Origin of the sequence: Burkholderia sp. KBS0801, assembly GCF_005937855.2 — a bacterium.
Taxonomy (GTDB): Bacteria; Pseudomonadota; Gammaproteobacteria; order Burkholderiales; family Burkholderiaceae; genus Burkholderia; species Burkholderia ambifaria.
The window spans coordinates 300,073-316,400 of record NZ_CP042179.1; the positions used below are offsets into that span (position 1 = coordinate 300,073).

General features: G+C 68.5%; 14 protein-coding genes. 7 read left to right on the top strand and 7 right to left on the bottom strand.

The genetic code is table 11. The annotated features are described in order from the left end of the window. Nucleotides 1-198: 198 nt before the first annotated feature. The 5 genes from xylA (at nt 199) to FFI87_RS30845 (ending at nt 6,917) form a co-directional block, all read left to right on the top strand. A complete protein-coding gene (xylA, locus tag FFI87_RS30825) occupies nt 199-1,521 on the top strand; it encodes a xylose isomerase (protein ID WP_138850342.1) in 1,323 nt (440 codons plus the stop codon). Between the two features lie 4 nt (nt 1,522-1,525). Next, nucleotides 1,526-3,004, top strand: a complete 1,479-nt coding sequence (xylB, locus tag FFI87_RS30830; protein ID WP_138850343.1) for a xylulokinase — start codon at nt 1,526-1,528, stop codon at nt 3,002-3,004. 57 nt (nt 3,005-3,061) lie between these two features. Beyond that, nucleotides 3,062-4,090, top strand: coding sequence for a D-xylose ABC transporter substrate-binding protein (gene xylF / locus FFI87_RS30835; RefSeq protein WP_012372373.1), 1,029 nt, complete (start codon nt 3,062-3,064; stop codon nt 4,088-4,090). A 71-nt stretch (nt 4,091-4,161) separates the two neighbouring features. Beyond that, nucleotides 4,162-5,721, top strand: coding sequence for a D-xylose ABC transporter ATP-binding protein (gene xylG, locus FFI87_RS30840; RefSeq protein WP_138850344.1), 1,560 nt, complete (start codon nt 4,162-4,164; stop codon nt 5,719-5,721). Then, nucleotides 5,718-6,917 carry a sugar ABC transporter permease gene (locus FFI87_RS30845; RefSeq protein ID WP_012372375.1) on the top strand — a complete coding sequence of 400 codons (1,200 nt, stop codon included), beginning with the start codon at nt 5,718-5,720 and terminating at the stop codon, nt 6,915-6,917. Before xylG ends, FFI87_RS30845 begins: the two co-directional genes overlap by 4 nt. Before the next feature lie 27 nt (nt 6,918-6,944). On the opposite strand, the gene FFI87_RS30850 is transcribed toward FFI87_RS30845, so the two are convergent. Beyond that, nucleotides 6,945-7,847, bottom strand: a complete 903-nt coding sequence (locus FFI87_RS30850; RefSeq protein ID WP_012372376.1) for a LysR family transcriptional regulator — start codon at nt 7,845-7,847, stop codon at nt 6,945-6,947. A gap of 99 nt (nt 7,848-7,946) precedes the next feature. On the opposite strand from FFI87_RS30850, the gene FFI87_RS30855 reads away from it, so the two are divergent. Continuing rightward, nucleotides 7,947-8,822 carry an aldo/keto reductase family oxidoreductase gene (locus tag FFI87_RS30855; protein WP_138850345.1) on the top strand — a complete coding sequence of 292 codons (876 nt, stop codon included), beginning with the start codon at nt 7,947-7,949 and terminating at the stop codon, nt 8,820-8,822. Nucleotides 8,823-8,890: 68 nt separating this feature from the next. On the opposite strand, the gene FFI87_RS30860 is transcribed toward FFI87_RS30855, so the two are convergent. The 5 genes from FFI87_RS30860 to FFI87_RS30880 all read right to left on the bottom strand — a co-directional run bounded on the left by FFI87_RS30860 (nt 8,891) and on the right by FFI87_RS30880 (nt 13,853). Further along, on the bottom strand, nt 8,891-9,289 hold the full coding sequence (locus tag FFI87_RS30860; protein ID WP_138850346.1) for a cupin domain-containing protein: 399 nt from the start codon (nt 9,287-9,289) through the stop codon (nt 8,891-8,893). Between the two features lie 347 nt (nt 9,290-9,636). Further along, a complete protein-coding gene (locus FFI87_RS34635; RefSeq protein WP_011661214.1) occupies nt 9,637-9,810 on the bottom strand; it encodes a hypothetical protein in 174 nt (57 codons plus the stop codon). Continuing rightward, nucleotides 9,807-10,775: a DUF72 domain-containing protein gene (locus FFI87_RS30870; RefSeq protein WP_138850348.1), complete on the bottom strand. Its 969-nt coding sequence runs from the start codon at nt 10,773-10,775 to the stop codon at nt 9,807-9,809. The genes FFI87_RS34635 and FFI87_RS30870 overlap by 4 nt, the downstream gene beginning before the upstream one ends. 182 nt (nt 10,776-10,957) lie before the next feature. Next, on the bottom strand, nt 10,958-13,057 hold the full coding sequence (locus FFI87_RS30875; RefSeq protein ID WP_138850349.1) for an acetate--CoA ligase family protein: 2,100 nt from the start codon (nt 13,055-13,057) through the stop codon (nt 10,958-10,960). Between the two features lie 19 nt (nt 13,058-13,076). After that, complete coding sequence (locus FFI87_RS30880) at nt 13,077-13,853, bottom strand: enoyl-CoA hydratase/isomerase family protein (protein ID WP_138850350.1); 777 nt, start codon at nt 13,851-13,853, stop codon at nt 13,077-13,079. 274 nt (nt 13,854-14,127) lie between these two features. On the opposite strand from FFI87_RS30880, the gene FFI87_RS30885 reads away from it, so the two are divergent. Further along, nucleotides 14,128-15,459, top strand: coding sequence for an MFS transporter (locus FFI87_RS30885; RefSeq protein ID WP_012372382.1), 1,332 nt, complete (start codon nt 14,128-14,130; stop codon nt 15,457-15,459). Nucleotides 15,460-15,486: 27 nt separating this feature from the next. Here the strand turns inward: FFI87_RS30885 and FFI87_RS30890 are convergent, their stop codons facing one another. Continuing rightward, nucleotides 15,487-16,293 (bottom strand): IclR family transcriptional regulator, encoded by an 807-nt coding sequence (locus tag FFI87_RS30890; protein ID WP_138850351.1) that lies wholly within the window; start codon nt 16,291-16,293, stop codon nt 15,487-15,489. Nucleotides 16,294-16,328 lie beyond the last annotated feature (35 nt).

Below are 16,328 nucleotides of genomic sequence, written 5' to 3' on the forward strand. Positions count from 1 at the left end.
GCGCGGTGTTCTGGTGTCCGGCGATTGTAGGACGGAACGCGCGTCGCGCGCAGCAACTGGCAAGAAACGTTAAGCATGCTGCGCAATTTCGCAATTGCCGGCCGGCAGGCGCACGGGCACGATCCAGTCAACCGAATTCGGCCGCGTGCGTCGCCGCGACGCGCGTTGCGCTGCAACAAGAGCCTGCACGGAGACGCCATGTCGTATTTCGAACACATTCCCGCGATTCGTTACGAAGGTCCGCAGTCGGACAACCCGCTGGCCTACCACCATTACGACGCCGAGAAGCGCGTGCTCGGCAAGACGCTGGCCGAGCATCTGCGGATCGCCGTGTGCTACTGGCACACGTTCGTATGGCCGGGGCACGACATCTTCGGGCAGGGCGCATTCCAGCGGCCCTGGCAGCAGCCCGGCGACGCACTCGAGCGGGCGCGGCTGAAGGCCGATGCGGCATTCGAATTCTTCACGAAGCTCGGTACGCCGTTCTATACGTTCCATGACACGGACGTCGCGCCGGAGGGCGACAGCCTGCGCGAGTACGCGGCCAATTTCGCGCGGATGGTCGACTATCTCGGCGAGCGCCAGCAGGCGAGCGGCGTGCGGCTGCTGTGGGGGACCGCGAACCTGTTCTCGCACCCGCGCTTCGCGGCGGGCGCCGCGACGAACCCGAACCCCGACGTGTTCGCGTGGGCCGCGGCCCAGGTGTGCCATGCGCTCGACGCGACGCACCGGCTCGGCGGCGAGAACTACGTGCTGTGGGGCGGCCGCGAAGGGTATGAGACGCTCCTCAATACCGACCTGAAGCGCGAGCGCGAGCAGTTCGCGCGCTTTCTGTCGATGGTCGTCGAGCACAAGCACCGGATCGGCTTCAAGGGCGCGCTGCTGATCGAGCCGAAGCCGCAGGAGCCGACCAAGCACCAGTACGACTACGACGTCGCGACCGTGCACGGCTTCCTCGTGCAGTACGGACTGCAGAACGAGATCCGCGTGAACATCGAGGCCAACCACGCGACACTCGCCGGTCATTCGTTCCATCACGAGATCGCAAATGCGTTCGCGCTCGGCGTGTTCGGCAGCGTCGACGCGAACCGCGGCGATCCGCAGAACGGCTGGGATACCGACCAGTTCCCGAACAGCGTCGAGGAGCTGACGCTCGCGTTCTACGAGATCCTGCGCCACGGCGGCTTTACCACCGGCGGGATGAACTTCGACGCGAAGGTGCGCCGCCAGAGCGTCGATCCGGAAGACCTGTTCTACGGCCACGTCGGCGCGATCGACGTGCTCGCGCTCGCACTCGAACGCGCGGCGGTGCTGGTCGAGAACGACCGGCTCGACGCGCTGCGCCGGCAGCGCTACGCGCAGTGGGACGAAGCGTTCGGCCAGAAGATCCTGTCGGGCGGCTATACGCTGCAGTCGCTCGCCGACGACGCGCTCGCGCGCGGCGTGGACCCGCGGCATGCGAGCGGCGCGCAGGAGCGGCTCGAGAACATCGTGAACCAGGCGATCTACGGGCTGCGCTGACGCCATGTATATCGGACTCGATCTCGGCACGTCGGGCGTGAAGGCGGTGCTGCTCGACCGCGACGGCGCGGTGCGCGCAAGCGCGACCCGCCCGCTGACGGTGAGCCGGCCGCGGCCGCGCTGGTCCGAACAGGCGCCGCGCGACTGGTGGGACGCGGCAAGCGGCGCGCTCGCCGCGCTCGTCGATGAAGCACGCGCGGCCGGCATCGACCCGCACGACATCGCCGCGCTGGGACTGACCGGGCAGATGCATGGCGCCACGCTGCTCGACGCGCATGGCGACGTGCTGCGCCCCGCGATCCTGTGGAACGACGGTCGCGCGGATGCCGAGTGCGCCGAACTCGAGCGGCTCGCGCCCGCGCTGCGCACCGTGGCCGGCAACATCGCGATGCCTGGCTTCACCGCACCTAAGCTGCTGTGGGTGCGCCGTCACGAGCCCGACGTGTTCGCGCGCATCGCGCACGTGCTGCTGCCGAAGGACTATCTGCGCTACCGGATGACCGGTGCGTTCGCAACCGATCCGTCGGATGCCGCCGGCACGCTGTGGCTCGACGTCGCGAAGCGCGACTACGACGACGCGCTGCTGGCCGCATGCGGGTTGTCGCGCGCGCAGATGCCACCCGTGTTCGAGGGCAACGGCGTGACCGGCACGCTGCTGCCGGCCGTCGCCCGCACGCTCGGGCTGCGCGAGATCCCGGTGGTGGCCGGCGGTGGCGACAACGCGGCCGGCGCGGTGGGCGTCGGCATCGTGCGGCCAGGCGACGCGCTGCTGTCGCTCGGCACGTCGGGCGTCTATTTCGCGGTGTCGGACGGGTTTCGCGCGAACCCGGAATCGGCGGTGCACAGCTTCTGTCACGCGCTGCCGGATACGTGGCACCTGATGTCGGTGATGCTGAACGCGGCCGGCTGCCTCGACTTCAGCGCGCAGCTGGCCGGTTACGACGGCGTCGCGGCGCTGCTCGACGATGCCGAGACGAACGCGCGCGCAAGGCGCCCGTGGTTCCTTCCGTACCTGAGCGGCGAGCGCACGCCGTACAACGACGTGAATGCGAAGGGCGTGTTCTACGGGCTCACACCCGACACGCAGCGTGCGGATCTCGCGAACGCGACGCTCGAAGGTGTCGGCTTCGCGCTGCTCGACGGCATCGACGCGCTGCATGCGGCCGGGCTCGCGCCCGACAGCATCACGGTGATCGGTGGCGGCTCGCGCAGCGCGTACTGGACGCAGATGCTTGCCGACCTGAGCGGCCGCGCGCTGACGCTGCGCGCGGGCGGCGAAGTGGGGCCGGCGCTGGGCGCCGCGCGCCTTGCGCGTCTCGCGCTCGAACCGGGTGCGTCGCTCGACGACGTGTGCCCGCAGCCGCCGATCGTCGCGGTGCGCGAGCCCGATCTCGCGCGGCACGCGTGGTATCGCGACGAGCGGCGTCCGACGTTTCGCGCGCTTTACCGCGCGCTCGAACCGGTGTTTGCGGCCGGTGCGTGACAGGCCGGTCGACCGGCATTCGTGAAAGCAGTCCAATCAATAAAGAGGAATGGAGACATGAAATCCGTGACGCGTCGTACCGTATTGAGTTCCCTTGCCGGCGCCGCCGCGCTGGCAGTCCTCGCGCTGGGCGCACCGCTCGCGCACGCGAGCAAGGACAAGCCCGAGATCGGCTTCTGCATCGACGACCTGCGCGTCGAGCGCTGGTCGCGCGATCGCGATTATTTCGTCGCGGCCGCGACGAAGCTCGGCGCGAAGGTGTCGGTGCAGTCGGCCGACGCCAGCGAGGCGCGGCAGATTTCCCAGATCGAGAACCTGATCTCGCGCGGCGTCGACGTGATCGTGATCGTGCCGTTCAATTCGAAGACGCTCGGCAACGTCGTCGCCGAAGCGAGGAAGGCCGGTATCAAGGTCGTGTCGTACGACCGCCTGATCCTCGACGCGGATGTCGACGCGTACATCTCGTTCGACAACGAGAAGGTCGGCGAGCTGCAGGCGCAGGGCGTGTTCGACGCGAAGCCGAAGGGCAATTACTTCCTGCTCGGCGGCGCGCCGACCGACAACAACGCGAAGATGCTGCGCGAAGGACAACTGAAGGTGCTGAAGCCGGCGATCGACCGCGGCGACATCAAGCTCGTCGGCCAGCAATGGGTGCCCGAGTGGAGCGCGTCGACCGCGCTGCGGATCGTCGAGGACGCGCTGACCGCGAACAACAACAAGATCGACGCGATCGTCGCGTCGAACGACGGCACCGCCGGCGGCGCGATCCAGGCGCTCGCCGCGCAGCATCTGGCCGGCAAGGTGCCGGTGTCCGGGCAGGATGCGGATCTCGCGGCGGTCAAGCGCGTGATCGCCGGTACGCAGACGATGACGGTCTACAAGCCGCTGAAGCTGATCGCGAGCGAAGCCGCGAAGCTCGCGGTCGATCTCGCTAAGGGCGCGAAGCCCGCGTTCAACGCGCAATACGACAACGGGAAGAAGAAGGTCGACACGGTGCTGCTGCAGCCGACGCTGCTGACGAAGCGCAACGTCGACGTCGTCGTGAAGGACGGCTTCTACACCCAGGCCCAGCTGGCGAGCCAGTAACGGCACGACGGCGGCGAGGCACGCGGCCGGCCGGGCGGGCGGCCGCGTGCTCACTGCGAGGCGATGAACGTATGACCGAACCCTTGCTGACGATGCGCGGCATCGTCAAGGCATTCGACGGCGTGAAGGCGCTCGACGGAATCGACCTGACCGTGCGGCCTGGCGAGTGCGTCGGCCTGTGCGGCGAGAACGGCGCCGGCAAGTCGACGCTGATGAAGGTGCTGTCGGGCGTCTACCCGCACGGCACGTGGGACGGCGAGATCCGCTGGGAAGGCGCGCCGCTCGTCGCGTCCGGCGTGCGCGACACCGAGCGCGCGGGCATCGTGATCATTCACCAGGAGCTGATGCTCGTGCCCGAACTGTCGGTGGCCGAGAACATCTTTCTCGGCAACGAGATCACGCTGCCCGGCGGACGCATGCACTACGCGGAGATGGTGCGCCGTTCGGAAGCGCTGCTGCGCGAGCTGCGGATCGACGCGATCAACGTCGCGCAGCCGGTGATGAACTACGGCGGCGGCCACCAGCAGCTGATCGAAATCGCGAAGGCGCTGAACAAGCGCGCGAAGCTGCTGATCCTCGACGAGCCGTCGTCGTCGCTGAGCGCCGCCGAGACGCGCATCCTGCTCGACATCGTGCGCGACCTGAAGCGTCGCGGTGTCGCGTGCGTGTACATCTCGCACAAGCTCGACGAAGTCGATGCGGTATGCGACACCGTGACCGTGATCCGCGACGGCCGCCATGTCGCGACCGAGCCGATGCGCGGGCTGACCACCGACCGGATCATCGCGATGATGGTCGGCCGCGAGATCCGCAACCTGTATCCGCGCGAGCCGCACGAGATCGGCGACGTCGTGCTGGAGGCGCGCAACGTGACCTGTCACGACGTCGCGAACCCGCGCCGCAAGCGCGTCGACGACGTATCGTTCAGCGTGCGGCGCGGCGAGATCCTCGGTGTCGCCGGGCTCGTCGGCGCGGGCCGCACCGAACTGATGCAGGCGATCTTCGGCGCGTATCCGGGCGCGAGCACGGCGAGCGTGCGGATGAACGGCCGGCCGCTCGCGATCCGCGCGCCGGCCGATGCGATCCGCGCGGGCATCGCGATGGTGCCGGAGGACCGCAAGCGTCACGGGATCGTGCCGCAGCTCGGCGTGGGCCACAACATCACGCTGTCGGTGCTGCGCCGTTTCGCGACGCGCGGACGGATCGACGCAGCCGCCGAGCTCGACGCGATCCGCACGGAAATGCAGCGGCTGTCGGTGCGCGCCGCGCATCCGTTCCTGCCGATCGCTAGCCTGTCCGGCGGCAACCAGCAGAAGGCGGTGCTCGCCAGGATGCTGCTGGCCGACCCGCAGGTGCTGATCCTCGACGAACCGACCCGCGGCGTCGACGTCGGCGCGAAGGCGGAGATCTACCGGCTGATCTTTGCGCTCGCGAAACGCGGCGTCGCGCTGATCGTCGTGTCGTCGGAGTTGCCGGAAGTGCTCGGGCTGGCCGATCGCGTGCTCGTGATCGGCGAAGGCGAGCTGCGCGGCGATTTCGTGAACGACGGCCTCACGCAGGAACAGATCCTCGGCGCCGCGCTGACGCCCGCGCGGCGCCCGGCCGAACCCATTGCAGCGAGTACCCCATGAATACCGAACTGTCTTCCTCTTCCGCCGTGCCGCCGGACGCCGATGCGCGCCGCGCGCACGGCCATCCGTTGCGCCAGGTTTTCGTGCGCTACAAGGTGCTCGCGCTGCTGTTCGCGGTCGCGGCGATCTGGGTGTTCTTTTCGGTGCTGACCGACGGGGCGTTCGTCACGCCGCGCAACGTGTCGAACCTGCTGCGGCAGATGTCGATCACCGGGATGCTCGCGTGCGGGATGGTGTTCGTGATCATCGCGGGCGAGATCGACCTGTCGGTCGGTTCGCTGCTCGGGCTGCTCGGCGGTGTCGCGGCGATCCTCGACGTCAATCGTCACTGGCCCGTCGCCGCGACGGTGCCGGCGGTGCTCGCGCTCGGCGTGCTGGTCGGGTTGTTCAACGGCTGGTGGTCGACCTACCGTCGCGTGCCGTCGTTCATCGTCGGGCTCGGCGGGATGCTGGCATTCCGCGGCATCCTGCTCGGCGTGACGGGCGGCTCGACGATCGCGCCGGTGTCCGACGGCTTCGTGTTCATCGGCCAGGGCTACCTGCCGCGCATGGCGGGCGACGGCCTCGCGCTGCTGCTGTTCGCGCTCGTTGCGCTGCTGGTCGTCCGGCAGCGCGGCACGCGGCGCCGTTACCGGCTCGCGGTCGCGCCGCTGTGGCAGGACGTCGCGAAGATCGTCGGCGCCGGGGCCGTGCTGTTCGCGTTCGTCGCGATGCTCGACCGCTACGGCGGCATTCCCGTGCCCGTGCTGCTGCTGCTCGCGCTGCTCGGCGCGTTCTCGTGGATCGCGACGCAGACCGTGTTCGGCCGCCGCATCTATGCGGTGGGTTCGAACCTGGAGGCGACGCGGCTGTCGGGCGTCGATACGGATCGCGTGAAGCTGGCGATCTTCGCGCTGATGGGGCTGATGTGCGCGTTCGCGGGGATCGTCAATACCGCGCGGCTCGCGGCCGGCTCGCCGTCGGCCGGCACGATGGGCGAACTCGACGCGATCGCCGCGTGCTTCATCGGCGGCACGTCGATGCGCGGCGGGTCGGGCACCGTCTACGGCGCGCTGATCGGTGCGCTCGTGATGGCGAGCCTCGACAACGGGATGTCGATGCTCGACGTCGACGCGTACTGGCAGATGATCGTCAAGGGCGCGGTGCTGGTGCTGGCGGTGTGGATCGACGTGGTGTCGCGGTCGAACCGGCGGTGAGGTGCCGTTCTATCCCTTCTATCCCTTCTATCCCGCTTCGGCCTTGATGAAATCGACGAAGGCCCGCAGCGGAGCCGGTACGAAACGCCGCCCCGGATAGTACAGATACGGCCCCGAGAACGGCCGCCACCAGCCGTCGAGCACGGGCTCGAGCGCGCCGCTCGCGAAGTACGGGCGCAGCCAGTCTTCGTACAGATGCACGATGCCGAGCCCCGCACAGGCCGCGTCCACGACGAGATCGACGGCGCCGCCGATCTGCACGACGAGCGGGCCCGACGGCTCCACGCGCACCACTTCGCCGTCGCGCTCGTATTCCCACGCCGGCATCGCGCCGCTCGCGAAGCGGCCGCGCAGGCACGCGTGATCGAGCAGGTCGCGCGGATGGGCGGGGCGGCCGCGCCGGTCGAGATAGGCGGGCGCCGCGGCGGTCGCGAGGCGTTGCGATCGCGGGCCGATCGGCACGGCGATCATGTCCTGTTCGAGACGCTCGTCGTAGCGAATGCCGGCGTCGCAGCCGGCCGCGAGGATATCGACGAAGCTTTCGTCGGCCACGACCTCGAGCCGTATCTCCGGATACGCATCGAGAAAGCGCGGGACGATCGACGGCAGCACGAGCCGCGCCGCGCTCATCGGAACGTTGAGCTTCAGCGTGCCGACCGGCTTCTCGCGGAACGTGTTTACCACGTCGAGCGCCGCTTCCACCTCGCTCAGCGCCGGCGTGAGCCGCGCGAGCAGACGCGCGCCGGCTTCGGTCGGCGACACGCTGCGCGTCGTGCGGTGCAGCAGCCGCACACCCAGTTGCGCCTCCAGCCGGCGCACCGCTTCGCTGAGCCCCGACGCACTCGCGTCGGCCAGGCGTGCAGCTTCGCGAAAGCCCTTCGCGCGCGCCACCGCCACGAACGCGTTCAGATCGCCGAGATCGACTTGCATTGTTCGCCTTTTCGTACAGGTTGTGCGCATTATGACCGCTTATCGTGCAGCGCCCCGCGGCGTAACCTGCGATTCACTAGTTCATCCAGGAGCACGATCATGTCCCCCGTCGTTCAATCCGGCACGTTTTCCGTGGCAGGCCGCCGCGTTCACCGCCTCGGTTATGGCGCGATGCAGCTGGCCGGGCCGGGCGTGTTCGGGCCGCCGAAGGATCGCGACGCGGCGCTCGCCGTGCTGCGCGCAGCCGTCGAAGCGGGCGTCGACCACATCGACACCAGCGACTTCTATGGCCCGCATGTGACGAACCAGCTGATTCGCGAGGCGCTGCATCCGTATCGCGACGATCTGCTGATCGTGACCAAGATCGGCGCGACGCGTGGCGACGACGGTTCATGGCTGCCGGCGTTCTCCGCCGACGCGCTGGCGGCCGCCGTGCACGACAACCTGCGCAACCTCGGTCTCGACGTGCTCGACGTCGTCAATCTGCGGATCATGTTCGACGTGCACGGCCCGGCCGAAGGCTCCATCGAGGCGCCGCTGTCCGCGCTGGCCGAACTGCAGCGGCAGGGCCTCGTGCGACACATTGGGCTCAGCAACGTCACGGCCGCGCAGATCACCGAAGGCCGGCGGATCTGCGACATCGCCTGCGTGCAGAATCATTACAACCTCGCGCATCGCGACGACGATGAGCTGATCGATGCGCTTGGCCGCGACGGCATCGCCTACGTACCGTACTTTCCGCTCGGCGGCTTCAATCCGTTGCAGTCGTCGACGCTCGACGCGGTCGCCGCGCGGCTCGGCGCGACGCGGATGCAGACAGCGCTCGCATGGCTGCTGCGCCGCGCGCCGAACATCCTGCTGATTCCGGGAACGTCGTCGGTCGCGCATCTGCGCGAGAATCTTGATGCCGGCGCGCTGGTGTTGCCGGACGATGCGGTGCGCGAACTCGACGGGGTCGGGGCTGCTGGCGGTTGACGCGGGCGGGGGGCGCAGGTGTCGTACATCACATCGTACGGCCGCTGCGTCCGCCCCGGCCGCTGAATTCAGCGAACCTGACCCAGCTGCTCGTCGATCGTGCGCGTCAACGGTGACTGGACGTCGCCGGTGTGCTTCGTCTGCACGGGCTCGATCAGCACGATCCAGCATTCGTCGTCGGCGACCGGGTTATGCTGCGTGCCGCGCGGCACCACGTGCATCGAGCCGGCGGGCAAGTCGACGACGCGACCGCCTTCATACTCGATCCTCAGGTGTCCGCGCACGACGAAGAACAGCTCGTCTTCATGCGCATGGTCGTGCCACACGAGCTGACCGCGAACCTTCGCGATTTTCACATACTGATCGTTGACCTGCGCGACGACCTTGGGCGACCAGTATTCGGATACATCGGCGAAGGCAGCCTCGAGGTCGAACGATTCGGCGAACGCAGCGGCGGGTAGGGTCATCTCGTCTCCAGATCCAGGGGTGGCATGCAGGATCGAAACCGGCACGTTGCCGGTTCATCGATATGTGGGGGTCACGCCGATTATATTGACGCCGGCGTTACGGCGCACGACGGCGCCGCGCTCAGCGGACCAGCGCTGCCGCGAAGTCGCGGTATGCATGCAGCGGGCGGCCGAGGATCGACGACAGGCGCGCCGCATGGGACGTCACGCATCGCGATCGAGCCGGTGGCCCGGCTGTCGCCGCCGATCATGGTGCGCGATAGGGTCCGCTGCCTATATCGACGCGCAACCGTGATACCGCGCCGCGCGCGGCGAGGGGTTCGCGATACCGCGGCGGCGCGCGTGCGCTACGTTCGGTCGCGAGTGCGTGCGCGTACCGCGCCCGTGATCACCGCGATGCCGAACAGGATGACGGCGACGATCTCGATGATGTGCTGCGACACGTGCAGCGTCATCAATCCCCATGCCACGCCGCCGATGAAAATGATCCATCCGACCAGGTAGATAAGCAGAGTCATCATTTTTCTCCTTGCGGTTCGGGTTCTCGCTCGGATTGCCGTCGCGCGGCGGCCGCGTTCTCCGGCGGCGGTTCGTGTGGATGCAAGCCGAGGCGTTCCATCAGGCGCCCAGCGTCGAACGGTGCTTTCGTCTTCACGTCGTTGTCGAAATAGCAGTACACGTCGCGCCGCTGCGCGCGCGGCGGCGCCAGGTCCGGCGCCGCAAGGTGCGCATCGGCGGGCTGCGCGCCGCCGCGCCACGACGTGATCCTGCGCGCCCACCGATCGAGCGACGCATCGGAATACGCGCCGGAATACTTCGTTTCCGTGCCGTGCAGCCGCATGTAGACGAAGCGCGCGGTCAGATCCTCGAACTGCGGCCACGCCTCGGTGGAGTCCGAGACGACCAGCGCGGCCTTGTGGCGGCGCAGCAGCTTCACGAACGCCGGATCCACGAAGCTCGCGTGACGCACTTCGACAGCGTGACGCAATTTGCGCTTGCGGTCGATCTGCAAATACGGCGTCTTGACCCTGCGATCGTGCTGGTGCGCGAGGGCGAGCGCGGCTTCGGTGTCGGGCGGCAGCAGGCTCAGGAAATGTTCCATATGCTCGGGGTCGAAACGCAGCGACGGCGGAAATTGCCACAGGATCGGCCCGAGCTTGTCATTCAGCGCGAGGAGGCCCTGCGCGAAGAAGTTCGCGCAGGCCGCCGTCGCCGTTTCGTCGCGAAAGCGCAGCATGTGGGTCAGATAGCGCGAGCCTTTCACGCTGAACGTAAAACCCGGCGGCGTTTCGTCGTACCAGCGCCGCCAGCTGGCGAGCGATTGCAGGCTGTAGTGCGTGCCGTTGATCTCGATCGTCTGCATCCGGCCGGACGCGTATTGCAGCTCGGCGGCCTGCTTCAGCCCCTTCGGATAGAAGGTGCCGCGCCAGCCGTCGTAGCGCCAGCCTGAAATGCCGATGTGTATCTCGCCGGTCGTGCTTTTCACGTCGATGCCCGGAAGTCCGTGGATATCCGTCGCAAGTAGCAATGCGCGTGCCACGGCGGGGCACGCGCGTTGTTGTGGGCCAGCGGGTTGTGCACCTCGGCGAGCGGCACGGAACACCTGCTTACGGGCGGCACGCCGCAAGCGCCGGTACCGGGCCCTCGGCGTCACTCAGGCGTTCGACGTCAGGACAGCACCGCGACGCCGTCCGCAGCACGCACGCCGCGGCCGGCCTCGAGCACGAACAGCGGATTGATTTCCGCTTCGACGAGCCGCGGACCGAGCTGGCGCGCCATCCGCGCAAACGCGACGAGCGCGTCGGCGAGCGCGTCGACGTCAGCTTTTGGCCGGCCGCGATAGCCATCGAGCAGCGGCCACGTGCGAAGCGCGCGGATCATGTCGAGCGCGTCGTCGCGCGACAGCGGCGCGTCCTCGGGCAGCATTCGCAACACCGTGTCGTTGAAAATCTCCGCGGTCACGCCGCCCATCCCGAGCAGGATCGCGGTGCCGAGCGGGTCGCGATGCAGGCCGACGATCATTTCGACGCCGCCTGCGACCATTTCCTGCACGAGGAACGCATCCGGCGCAAACCCGGCGCCGGTCTCGACGTCGTCGCGCATGCGTTCGAGCCGCGCACCGATCGCATCGGCGGCCACGCCGACCGCGACGCCGCCGATGTCGCTCTTGTGCGTGACGCGGTTCGACAGCAGTTTCAGCACCACGCGATCGCCGAAGTGCCGTGCCGCCTGCTCGGCGTCCGCTGCATCGCGCACGACGCGCTCGCGCACCGGCGTCACGCCGAAGCGCGCGAACAGCGCCTTCGCCTGCGCTTCGTCGAGCGGCCCGCACGGCAGGTCGTGCACGTCGACGCCGGTTGCCGCGGCATCGGCATCGGCGATGGGCGCGGCCGCCCGCGCGCGCCAGCGGCCGGTGTCCCGCATCGCGGCCAGCGCGCTCGCGACGCTCTCCGGCGACACGAACGCCGGCACGCCGAGCCGGTTCATCGCGTGCGTGACGGCCGGCGCATGCGGGCTCACGAACGCGACCACCGGCTTGTCGGTGCCGGGAAATGCATCGCGCACGGCGCCGGCCATCAGCTCCGGCATGCCGATGCTCGACGAGCCGGCGATCACGGCGACCGCGTCGTACGACGGGCTTGCGGCGAGCGTGCGGATCGCGCGGCGCAACAGGTCGGGTTGCAGGCCCGCGAGCGTCACGTCGATCGGATTGCGATCGAGCACCGCGTGATCGCCGGTCTGAAGCGCGCGCAGCGCGGCCGCCGTGTCCGCATCGGGCTCGGGCGTGTCGAAACCGGCAAGCCCCAAGTTGTCCGCGACGAGCGTGCCCGCGCCGCCCGTCGACGTGAGAATCGCGACGCGCGAACCGCGCAGCGTGCGCCCAGCCGCGAATGCGTTCGGCAGGTCGAGCAGATCGCCGAACGTCTGCGCGCGAATCACGCCGGCGTCGCGGAACAGCGCGTCGTACATCCGGTCCTCGCCGGCGAGCGCGCCGGTGTGCGAGACGGCCGAGCGCGCGCCGGACGCCGATCGTCCGATCTTGTACGCGACGATCGCCTTACCCGCATGCGCCGCGCGGCGCGCGGCCGCGCGAAACCGCACGGGATCGCGCAGCCCTTCGAGGTACAGCGCGATCACGGATGTCGCATCGTCGTCGATGAAGTAGTCGATGAAGTCGCTCACGTCGAGGTCGACTTCGTTGCTGGTCGACACGAGCTTCGACAGGCCGATCCCGCGATCGGCCGCGCGCGACAGCAGCGCGCCGAGAATGCCGCCGCTCTGCGACACGACGCTCACGCCGCCCACGGCGAAGCCGTCGGTATCCAGCGCGCCGCTCGCGGACAACGTGACGCGATCGGTGAGGTTGACGACGCCGATCGTGTTCGGCCCGAGGACCCGCATCGAGCCGGCCGCCTCCTTCAGTTGCGCCTGGCGACGCGCGCCAGCCTCGCCGGTTTCGGCGTAGCCGCTCGCGAGCACGATCGCGGCGGCGGTCCCGCGTTTCGCGAGCGCCGCGACCGCGACATGCGCGCGCTCGGCGCCGAGCAGCACGATGCCGACATCCGGTGCGTGCGGCAGCGATTCGACGTCCTCGTAGCAGCGCAGGCCGGCAATCGACGGATAGCGCGGATTGACCGGGTAGATGTCTCCGCCGAAGCCGTGTTTCTGCAAGTAGGCGACGGGCCGGCCGGCGGTCTTCGCGGGATCGGCGGACGCGCCGATGACGGCGACGCGGGCCGGCCGCATCAATTTTTCAATGGCGTTCATCGGAAGTTCCTGGCGGCGCTCAGCGCACGTTGTCGAGGAAGGCGCGCACGGCATCGCGGTGCTCGCGGCTCGTGTAGCAGATCGCCTGCGCCTGGCTGCCTTGCGACAGCACTTGCGGCGCCGACAACTCGTAGCTCTGGTTCAGGATCGCCTTGCCGAGCGCGAGCGCGGTGGGCGAGCCCTGGATCAGTTCGCTCGCCCACGCGGTGGCATCGGCGAGCAGCGTGTCGGGCGTGCTGATCCGGTCGGCGATGCCCAGTTCGCGCGCCTCGCGCGCGTCGACCTTACGGCCGCTGAAGATCAGGTCCTTGGCGGCCGCGAGCCCGACGCGCCGCGGCAGGAAATACAGGCCGCCGCCGTCGGGAATCAATCCGCGCTTGATGTAGCTCCACACGAACGTCGCCGCTTCCGACGCGATCACGAAATCGCACGACAGCGCCATGTCGGCGCCCAGCCCGGCCGCGGCGCCATTGACGGCCGCGATCGTCGGCTTCGGCATCGTGTGCAGCAGCGAGACGGCATGATGGACACGCTGCTGGCGCGACCAGCCGTTGAACGCGACCTCGTCGGCCGGCGCGTCCATGCGCTGCGCCATCCCGGCGATGTCGCCGCCCGCGCAGAACCCCTTGCCGCTGCCGGTGACGATGACGGCGCGCACTTCCGGCGCGCGTGCGAGCGAATCGAGCGCTTCGATGAGCTCCGCGCGCATCGCGTCGCTGACGGCATTGCGCTTGTCGGGGCGGTTCAGGGTCAGGGTCGCGATGTTCGATTGAATCGTGACGTCGATGGTTTGCATGATCTCTTCCTGCGTGGAGAACGAAAGCGGTGCGATGAACCGGCGGCGCATGGCGCGGGGCCGATCCGGTTGCTGCAAGCGTAGCGCAGCCCCACGCGGCTGCCATCGGCGCGGTTTCACTGAATGAAACTGTCAGGTGGCCAGTCGTTGTTTCATTCAGTGAAACACCGCGGTTGCGGCTTGCCGCCAGCCGCCGATAATCGATTTCACCGCGACAGGTGAAAACAACACACCGATTCGGCGTCGCGGCGCGATCAACAAGACTGGAGACAAGATGCAACACGCCATTGCAACGGAACCGCTCGAGCGAAGCGGCGCCGATCGGCCGGCACTCGACGCGGTATATGCGAAGGTCACGAGGCGGCTATTGCCGTTCCTGTTCGTCTGCTACGTGTTCGCGTATATCGATCGCGCCAACATCGGCTTCGCCCATCTGCAGTTCTCGCGGGACATCGGGCTGAGCGAAGCGGCGTTCGGTTTTGGCGTCGGCCTGTTCTATGCCGGTTACATGCTGTTCGAGGTGCCGAGCAACCTGTGGCTCGCGCGGGTCGGCGTGCGCAAGACGCTGATGCGGATCATGGCGTTGTGGGGGCTCGTATCGGCGGGGACCGCGTTCGTGCAGACGCCGATGCAGTTCTACATCGCACGCGTGCTGCTCGGCGTCGCAGAGGCCGGTTTCTTCCCCGGCATCATCCTGTATTTCACGTACTGGTTTCCGTCGGCGCGCCGCGCGCGCGTCACCGCGCTGTTCATGACGGCGATCTGCGTATCGGGCATCGTCAGCGGCCCGGTGTCCGGTTTGATCCTGAACAACCTGTCGGGCGCGCTGCACCTGAAGGGCTGGCAGTGGCTCTTCGTGATCGAAGGGTTGCCGTCGGTCGTGGCCGGCCTGTTCGCCTACCTGTATCTGACCGATCGGCCGGAGCAGGCGACGTGGCTGAGCGACGACGAGAAGGCGCTGCTGCTGCGCGAACTCGAACACGATGCGGCGCTGAAGGCATCGCACGCGCACGGCTCGATCTGGGATGCGCTGAAGGAGCCGAAGTTCTATTTCCTGACGTTCGCGTATTTCAGCGTGCCGTGGGCGAGCATCGTCGTGCACGTGTGGGCGCCGAGCGTGATCCGCAAGAGCGGCATCACGAACTTCTGGACCATCGGGCTGCTGTCGGCGATCCCTTACGTGTTCGGCGCGGTCGCGATGTATCTGCTCGGCCGGCATTCCGATCGCAAGCTCGAACGGCGCTGGCATTTCATGGGCAGCGCCGTGATGGCCGCGCTCGGCGTCGCGCTGTTGCCGGCCGCCGCATCGCAGCCGACGGCACTCATCGTACTCCTCTGCATCGCGACGGCCGGCTATCTCGGGATGCTGTCGCTGTTCTGGACGATTCCGCCCGCGTATCTGTCGAGCACCGTGGCCGCGAGCGGGATCGGGCTGATCAGCAGTCTCGGCCAGTTCGGCGGCATGGCGGCGCCGTCGGTGATCGGCTACACGTCGACGCACTTCGGCAGCAGCGCGATCGGCCTCTACACGGTCGCGATCGTGTCGGTGCTCGGCGGCCTCGCGGTCGTGCTCGGCATTCCGGCCCGCGCGATTCGCGAACGCTGAAGCCTGCGCAAGCGGTTCGTCGTCGCGTCAGCTGTCGAGGCGCAGCGTCGCGGCGACGATGTCGTCGCGCAAGGCCAGCAGCGCCGCCGACAGGCGCGCGGCGACGGCCGACGGCGCATCGAGCGTGCGCACGCTGAAATTGAGCGCGAGCGTGCGGTGGCCCGCGATTTCGAGCGGGGTCGCGAGCGCGACGACTTCCGGCTGCCAGCTGGCGACGCAGAATCCTTGCGCGCGCACCGATGCGACGGCGTCGTCGATCTCGGCACGGATGCGCGGCCATGAAGTGCGATGCCGTTTGAGCTCGGCGAGTTGCCGCGCCTGGTCGGCGTCCGGCAGCGACGCAAGGAACGCGCGGCCGAGCGAAGTCAGCGCCATCGGCACGCGCTGGCCGCTGACGACGGTGCGAAGCGACGCGCGCGGGCTGTAGCGGATCGATTCCAGGTAGACCATGTCGTCGCGGTCAGGGCCTGCGATGCCGACGTTGATGTGCAGCGACTGGGCCGTTTCGCGCAACCGCGGGGCCGCGGCCTGCAGTACCGTCGAGCCGCTCCTGAGCGCATGCGCGAGGCCGAGCACCGGCAGTCCGAGCCGATAGCCGCGGTGCACGGGATCGTGTTCGAGATAACCGGCTTCGACGAGCGTGCGCGCCAGCCGCGTGACCGTGGCTTTCGGCAGACCGGTGAGTTCGACGAGGTCGCCGTTGCCGAGCAGGGTCGCGCCGGAGCCGAACGCGCGCAGCACGTCGAGCCCGCGTTCCAGCGAGCGGTTGGACACCGTCGACGACGGGCCGCGCGTGGTCGTGGCGGGCGAACGGGAAGGGTGGGAGTCGCGCATGCGGGATAGAAATACAGGTTCATCAGGGCTTTGTC

Coding starts and splice junctions, on each gene's coding strand:
- FFI87_RS30860 (WP_138850346.1), bottom strand. CDS start 9,289: ATGACCCTACCCGCCGCTGCGTTCGCCGAATCGTTCGACCTCGAGGCT.
- FFI87_RS30855 (WP_138850345.1), top strand. CDS start 7,947: ATGTCCCCCGTCGTTCAATCCGGCACGTTTTCCGTGGCAGGCCGCCGC.
- FFI87_RS30890 (WP_138850351.1), bottom strand. CDS start 16,293: ATGCGCGACTCCCACCCTTCCCGTTCGCCCGCCACGACCACGCGCGGC.
- xylF (WP_012372373.1), top strand. CDS start 3,062: ATGAAATCCGTGACGCGTCGTACCGTATTGAGTTCCCTTGCCGGCGCC.
- FFI87_RS30880 (WP_138850350.1), bottom strand. CDS start 13,853: ATGCAAACCATCGACGTCACGATTCAATCGAACATCGCGACCCTGACC.
- xylG (WP_138850344.1), top strand. CDS start 4,162: ATGACCGAACCCTTGCTGACGATGCGCGGCATCGTCAAGGCATTCGAC.
- FFI87_RS34635 (WP_011661214.1), bottom strand. CDS start 9,810: ATGATGACTCTGCTTATCTACCTGGTCGGATGGATCATTTTCATCGGC.
- FFI87_RS30885 (WP_012372382.1), top strand. CDS start 14,128: ATGCAACACGCCATTGCAACGGAACCGCTCGAGCGAAGCGGCGCCGAT.
- xylA (WP_138850342.1), top strand. CDS start 199: ATGTCGTATTTCGAACACATTCCCGCGATTCGTTACGAAGGTCCGCAG.
- xylB (WP_138850343.1), top strand. CDS start 1,526: ATGTATATCGGACTCGATCTCGGCACGTCGGGCGTGAAGGCGGTGCTG.
- FFI87_RS30845 (WP_012372375.1), top strand. CDS start 5,718: ATGAATACCGAACTGTCTTCCTCTTCCGCCGTGCCGCCGGACGCCGAT.
- FFI87_RS30875 (WP_138850349.1), bottom strand. CDS start 13,057: ATGAACGCCATTGAAAAATTGATGCGGCCGGCCCGCGTCGCCGTCATC.
- FFI87_RS30850 (WP_012372376.1), bottom strand. CDS start 7,847: ATGCAAGTCGATCTCGGCGATCTGAACGCGTTCGTGGCGGTGGCGCGC.